This is a genomic window from Nitrospirae bacterium CG2_30_53_67 (assembly GCA_001873285.1).
Taxonomy (GTDB): Bacteria; CG2-30-53-67; CG2-30-53-67; order CG2-30-53-67; family CG2-30-53-67; genus CG2-30-53-67.
In genome coordinates this window covers 1-6,290 of record MNYV01000170.1, presented here as the reverse complement: position 1 = coordinate 6,290, position 6,290 = coordinate 1, and the positions used below count along the sequence as shown (strand labels likewise).

Sequence of the window (6,290 nt, the reverse complement as noted above, 5' to 3'; positions counted from 1 at the left end):
TGCCGGAGCGAAGAGGAAATGATCGGCGTCTCGGCCCTGCACATCGTCTGGGAGGATTTTGCCGAGATCAAGTCCCTGGCCGTGGCCCCGCAGTATCAAAGGAAGGGAATCGGGAAAGAACTGGTCCGTGCCTGTCTGAACGAAGCGGCATCATTAAACGTCAAACATGTGTTTACGCTGACCTACAAACCGGATTTCTTTGAAAAGTTCGGCTTCCATGTCGTTGAAAAGGAGATCCTGCCGCATAAGGTCTGGGGGGAATGCATCAAGTGCGTCAAGTTCCCGGACTGCAATGAAACGGCCTTGATCTTCGATCTCGAAGCAGAAAATCCATAGGATGAAGAGCAGCCATGGATCTGAAAAAAATCGGGAACAAGATACTCGATCAAACGGTCAGCCGAGGAGTCAAGGACGTGGAGGTTTATCTTCTGGAATCCAGATCGACCACCATCGAAGTCAAACAGCAGAAGACCGACGCATTCGTCAAAGCCGTATCCCAAGGTGTGGGGCTTCGTCTCTTCAGCGGAAACAGGATGGGATTTTCCTACACCTCCCTCTCACAAGGCGCCGATATCCAGGATTTGATTGAACATGCCATGGCATCCATGGCCTATACCCATGAAGATTCGAACCATGTCCTGCCGTCTCTTGAGCCGGTGTCGGCCGGGGACCTTCATATCTTTGATCCCGGCCTGAACCAAGTCACGGAGGAGGAAAGGATCTCCCGTGCCATGGCTCTGGAAAAGGCGGCGCTTGGGACGGATTCCCGGATCAAGGTGATAAGGAAGGCAGGCTACAGGGATTCTGAATTTACCTCATCCGTCCTGAACTCAAGGGGGGCGGATCTGACCTATCAGGGGACCAGTTGTTCTGCAAGCATCATGCTGATGGCCGACGACGGGAAAGACCGGCAGATGGGATGGGACTCGGATTTCAACCGCTTCTTTTCACAGCTTGACGTGGAGGAGGTGGGAAGAAGGGCCGCGGGAAATGCATTGTCTCTGCTGGGAGCGAAAACGATCCCCACCGTCAAATGCCCTGTCCTCCTTACGCCCTATGCGGCGGTCGGTTTCCTGGGAATCTTTATCAGCGCCTTCTCCGCGGATGCCGTGCAGAAAGGGAAGTCCCTTCTGAAAAACAGGATCGGGAAGCAGGCGGCGGCATCGGCATTCACGCTCATAGACGACGGCCGCCTCCCTGGAGGATTGGGTACGGCGCCGTTTGATGATGAAGGGATTCCCACCCGGCACAAGTTTCTCATCCGTGAAGGCGTGCTTGAGGGGTTCCTCCACAACACCTACACGTCCGCCAAGGAGGGGGGCCGTTCCACCGGAAACGGTGTCCGGAGGGGTTATACTTCGACGCCTCACGTGGGGCCGACCAACCTCTTTGCAGCCCGTGGTTCTCAATCTCGGGATGATCTGCTTCACGGCATGGGCAGCGGGCTTGAGATCATGGAGATCCTGGGGATGCACACAGCCAATCCCATCTCCGGTGAATTTTCAGTGGGCGCCGCAGGGATCTGGTATGAAAACGGAGAGCCTTCCCATCCGGTCCGGGGCGCAGCCATCGCAGGGAATTTCCTGGATCTCCTGATGAAGATCAAAGGGGCGGGGGATGACCTCCGTTTCTACGGCGCGGTGGGATCACCGAGCCTTCTGATCGAGAATCTCTCCGTGAGCGGTTCATGAATATCGCTTCCGAACGCACAAGAGGGTTCCAGAATTTCATTGCCCGGCTCTTGAGTCTGGACCTGAATGAATATTCCAAGTTTCCGGCCTGGGTCTTAAAACAGATCAAGGTGATTTACCACGTCGGGCTGGAATTCATTCACGACCGGTGTCTGCTCCGGGCCTCATCCATGACTTACACCACGATCCTCTCCCTGGTCCCGCTGATGGTTGTGTTTTTTTCATGGTTCAGCAGGCTGAAACTCTCGGAGGATGAGGTGAGAAACTTCCTCAGCCGGTACCTCTTCCCGAATGCGGATCTATTCAATACCATCCAGAATCACATCAATAAATTTTCCGAGAACACCGCCGCGCTCAGCGCCTTCGGGTCCATTTTTCTCTTCGTCGCCGCCTATTCTCTGGTCAGCACCATGGAGAAGACCTTCAACGAAATCTGGCATGTCACCGAAAGACGCAGTCTCTGGGACAAGGTCAGCTCCTTCTGGCTCACCCTGACCCTGGCGCCGATCCTGATCGCTCTCTCAATCTTCATGACGTCCAAGATCAAGTCTCTGCCGGCTTTGTCCATGTTCCTTTCTCATCCCCTGTTCAAGGCCTCTCTAATCTACATCATCCCGTTTATCCTGATCTGGCTGGCCTTTTTCATGCTTTATAAACTCCTCCCGTACACCCATGTGGGGACCTATCCGGCTGTGGGAGGCGCTGCGGCCGCTGCGATACTCTTTGCCCTGTGCAAATGGGGCTTCGGACTTTACGTCACGCACTTTAACGCCTACAGCAAGATCTACGGGGCGGTGGCTGCGATACCGGCGCTCCTTTTCTATATCTTCATCATCTGGATCATTGTCTTCCTGGGCGCGGAGTTGTCTTATGTCCTTGAGTACCCTGAACTGTACGAAAAGGGCGCAGCGGCAGGCATCAGGGCCGAGCGCTACCGGGGGTATCTGGCCTTGCGCATGATGATCGAGATTGCCCGCCGTTTCGGTTCCGGAAAGGACCCGGCCGGCGTTCTTGAACTCTCGCAGAAAATCGGGATCGCCTACGAGCCGGCGGAGGAGATCCTCCATAAGCTGAAGGAAGAGGGGCTTATCCACCAGTTGGATCAAAGGCATGCATTCGTTCCGTCCCGAGATACGGGAAAGATTTCAGCCTCGGAGGTGATTGAGGCGGTACGAGGCAAACTTCTCCAAGCCGCTCCTTCCCAGGATGAACCTGAACAGAGGCTGATCCAGGACCTTTTCAGCCGAGGCAGCGCGGCCCTTCAGCAGAGCATCGGGAGCGTCAGCATGAAGCAGCTCATTGAAGAATTGGAAAGGCCGGGAGTAGATCCCGACAAGGCCCGATTAACAGTGGAAGGGAATCATCAACCTCCGGCAAAGCCGGAGGCTTGACGTTTGACGGCCCTTCAAAGGGGCCTATTTGCAATCGGTTAACTGCATACTCCCGGAAAGGACTTTACACAGAATGGGGCAGATACGGATATTAACGGATGAACTGATCAACAAGATCGCCGCCGGCCAGGTGGTTGAACGTCCCGCCTCGGTGGTTAAGGAGCTGGTGGAAAATTCCCTGGACGCCGGCGCCACGGATATCTCCGTGGAGGTGGAGGAAGGGGGATGCCGGCTGATCCGCGTGCAGGACAACGGATGCGGCATGAACGGCGACGATGCGCTTCTCGCCTTTGAACGCCATGCCACCAGCAAGGTCAAGGAGCTTTGCGATCTTGATAAGATCGCCACCCTCGGGTTTCGAGGGGAGGCTCTCCCGAGTATCGCCTCGGTCTCCAAGGTGCGGATCGTGACCTCGGACGGGAACCCGTCCTCGGGTTCCGAGATCCTGATCGAGGGAGGGAAAATCCAGGATGTACGCGCCGCAGGACGGGGCAGGGGAACGACCTTGGAGGTTCGCGGCCTTTTTTACAATACCGCCGTACGAAGAAAGTTTCTCAAATCCAGGGAAACCGAACTCTCCCATATTACGGGAATCATGACCGAGACTGCCTTGGCCCATCCCGGCGTCTATTTCACTCTCAAGCACCACGACCGGACCCTGATCAAATCGCCAGGGGTCTCCTCCATCCTTGAACGCTCAGTTCAGCTCCTGGGCAAGGATGCAAGGGGGAACCTCATGGAACTGGAGGAGGGGAGGGAAGGGCTGCGCCTCTTCGGGTTGATTTCGATCCCCGGATTTACAAAACCATCGGGGACAGGATTAAGCTTTTTCGTGAACCGCCGCCCGGTATCGGACCGTACCCTGCGGCATGCGGTCTATGCGGCCTATGAAACCCTTTTGATGAAGGGGAGACATCCGCTGGTCTACCTGTTTCTGGACGTGGACCCGGCCCTGGTGGACGTGAATGTCCATCCCGCCAAACGCGAGGTCCGATTCACGGATCCTAAAAGGATCCACGATTTTACACGGGACAGTGTCCGGAAGACCGCGCAGGGATACGGACGCGCGCAGGAAGATGAGAGGCCCTCCCCATGGCCGGCCTCCGAACGTGTGGAGAGGGTCAAAGAGGCCGTGGAGAGCTACCTCCGGACGGCAGGAGAACATAGGTTCCATGAAGAACGAACGACTGGAAGGCCGGCCTTCACCGGCAGGATACAGCCGGAACCGGGGAAGCCCGCTCCGGCAGTCCGAGCCCTTTTCGATAAGGAGCGCCTGGTCCCGCTGGGACAGATCGCAGACTCGTTCATCATTACGCAGGACAGGGACGGCCTGATCCTGATTGATCAGCACGCGGCCCATGAGCGGATCCTGTATGAAAAGTTCAAACAGGTCTATCGGCTATCGAAGATACCCGTACAGCAGCTCCTGATCCCGGTGAATCTGGAACTTTCAGGGAAGGAGAGGATTCTCCTTGCAGAACACCTAAAAACCCTTCGCCGTCTTGGAATCGAGGTGGAGGACTTCGGCCGCGGAACCTTTTCGGTCAAAGGAGTTCCCATGTGGGTCGCGGACATGGATATCCAGGAGATCGTCCGATCGCTTCTGGAAGAGATCGTCGCCTTGGAGCAGGGAGGAGAACTTGACCGGCGCATGGAAGATATCATCCATGTCTTCTCATGCCGCGCCGCGGTCAAGGCCAACAGACGTCTGAGCCGTGAAGAAATGGAGGCACTGATCCGAGACCTCGGGGAGACCGATTCGCCCCATACCTGTGAACACGGGCGGCCCACCATGATCCGGATCGACCTTTATGAGATAGAAAAGCGTTTTCAGAGAAAATAGTAACCAGTGGTGAAAAATAAGGGGTCAAGGGGTCAAGGATTCCAGGGGTCAAGTGAAGTACTAAAAACATAAGGGGTCAAGGGTCCTATGGTTCCAGTGTTTTTTTTTCTGGAGATTTTGCTTGCGTTTCAGTATTTCACTTGAACCCTTGGCCCCTTGACCCCTCGGACCCTATTTGTACAAAGCTATATAGCAGGGTATAGAGTAGACAGGGAAATGACAAAACATCGGGGAGATCCGGAGATGAGCTCTAAAAAAACCATCCTCTTTCTGGTCGGCCCTACAGCCGTGGGCAAGACTGAACACGGCATCAGGCTGGCTCAGCGCCTGAACACGGAGATCGTGAGCGCCGATTCCATGCAGATTTATCAATATATGGATATCGGGACAGGGAAACCCACGCTCAAGGATCGGTCCCTTGTACGGCACCACCTTGTGGATTTTGTCCATCCCACGGAGGCCTACAGCGTCGGCCGATATAAAAAGGATGCCGATGCCGTGATTCAAACGCTTCATCATGCAGGGAAGATCCCCCTGGTGATCGGCGGCGCCGGCCTCTATATCCGCGCCCTGACCGATGGTCTTTTTGAGGGACCCGAGGCCGACGCCGACTTAAGGAAGCGCTTTAAAGATTTGGCCTTAAAGGAAGGCTCTAATGCCTTATATGGACGGTTAAAAGGAGTGGATCCGGAGTCTGCCAACAGAATCCATCCTAATGATGAACGGCGATTGATCCGGGCGCTCGAGGTCTTTGAGATCACAGGACAACCGATCTCCGTCTTGCAGAAGGAGGAGAAGGAGATAAGAGAAGAAGAGTACCGGATCATCATGATCGGTCTCACAACCAGCCGGAATCGCCTCTACCTGAATATCGAAAACAGAGTGGACAGGATGATTGCGATGGGACTGGTCAATGAGGTCAAAAACCTCCTGAAAATGGGGGTCCCCATGGACTCGGTTTCCATGCAGGGGCTGGGCTATAAGGAAATCCTCCCGTATCTAAAAAAGCAAATAACCCTGAACCAGTCGGTTGAGATCTTAAAACAGGAGACCCGCCATTTCGCCAAACACCAGATGACTTGGTTCAAGGCTGAACCGAGAATCCAATGGCTGGACATCGGGACCTCCGGATCACTTGAGAATTCACTTGAAATATTGATCCATCTTGTTCAAAAGAATTTGAATGATTTGGTTCTTCTCCCATCGAGTGGGTAAAAAGGGTTCGAGGGTTGAAGATCCATAGGGTTCCAGGGGTCGAGGGGTCAAGGGTTCAAGTGAGATACTGAAACGCAAGCAAAATCTTCAGAGAAAAACACTGGAACCCTTGGACCCTATAATCCTCGGCCCCTTATGATTTTAGCACTT

Annotated in this window: 5 protein-coding genes; all 5 read left to right on the top strand. The window is 54.6% G+C overall.

Annotation, left to right across the window (positions count from 1 at the left end; genetic code table 11):
• Nucleotides 1–18: 18 nt before the first annotated feature.
• The 5 genes from AUK29_10605 to AUK29_10585 all read left to right on the top strand — a co-directional run bounded on the left by AUK29_10605 (nt 19) and on the right by AUK29_10585 (nt 6,140).
• Nucleotides 19–336 (top strand): hypothetical protein, encoded by a 318-nt coding sequence (locus tag AUK29_10605; GenBank protein OIP61165.1) that lies wholly within the window; start codon nt 19–21, stop codon nt 334–336.
• 14 nt (nt 337–350) lie between these two features.
• Nucleotides 351–1,691 carry a hypothetical protein gene (locus AUK29_10600; GenBank protein ID OIP61164.1) on the top strand — a complete coding sequence of 447 codons (1,341 nt, stop codon included), beginning with the start codon at nt 351–353 and terminating at the stop codon, nt 1,689–1,691.
• The gene (locus tag AUK29_10595; protein OIP61163.1) at nt 1,688–3,082 is read left to right on the top strand and encodes a hypothetical protein; all 1,395 of its coding nucleotides are present in this window, start codon (nt 1,688–1,690) and stop codon (nt 3,080–3,082) included. Before AUK29_10600 ends, AUK29_10595 begins: the two co-directional genes overlap by 4 nt.
• A 73-nt stretch (nt 3,083–3,155) precedes the next feature.
• Nucleotides 3,156–4,925 carry a hypothetical protein gene (locus AUK29_10590; GenBank protein OIP61162.1) on the top strand — a complete coding sequence of 590 codons (1,770 nt, stop codon included), beginning with the start codon at nt 3,156–3,158 and terminating at the stop codon, nt 4,923–4,925.
• 243 nt (nt 4,926–5,168) lie between these two features.
• Nucleotides 5,169–6,140 carry a tRNA (adenosine(37)-N6)-dimethylallyltransferase MiaA gene (locus AUK29_10585; GenBank protein OIP61166.1) on the top strand — a complete coding sequence of 324 codons (972 nt, stop codon included), beginning with the start codon at nt 5,169–5,171 and terminating at the stop codon, nt 6,138–6,140.
• The last annotated feature ends 150 nt before the right edge of the window (nt 6,141–6,290 follow it).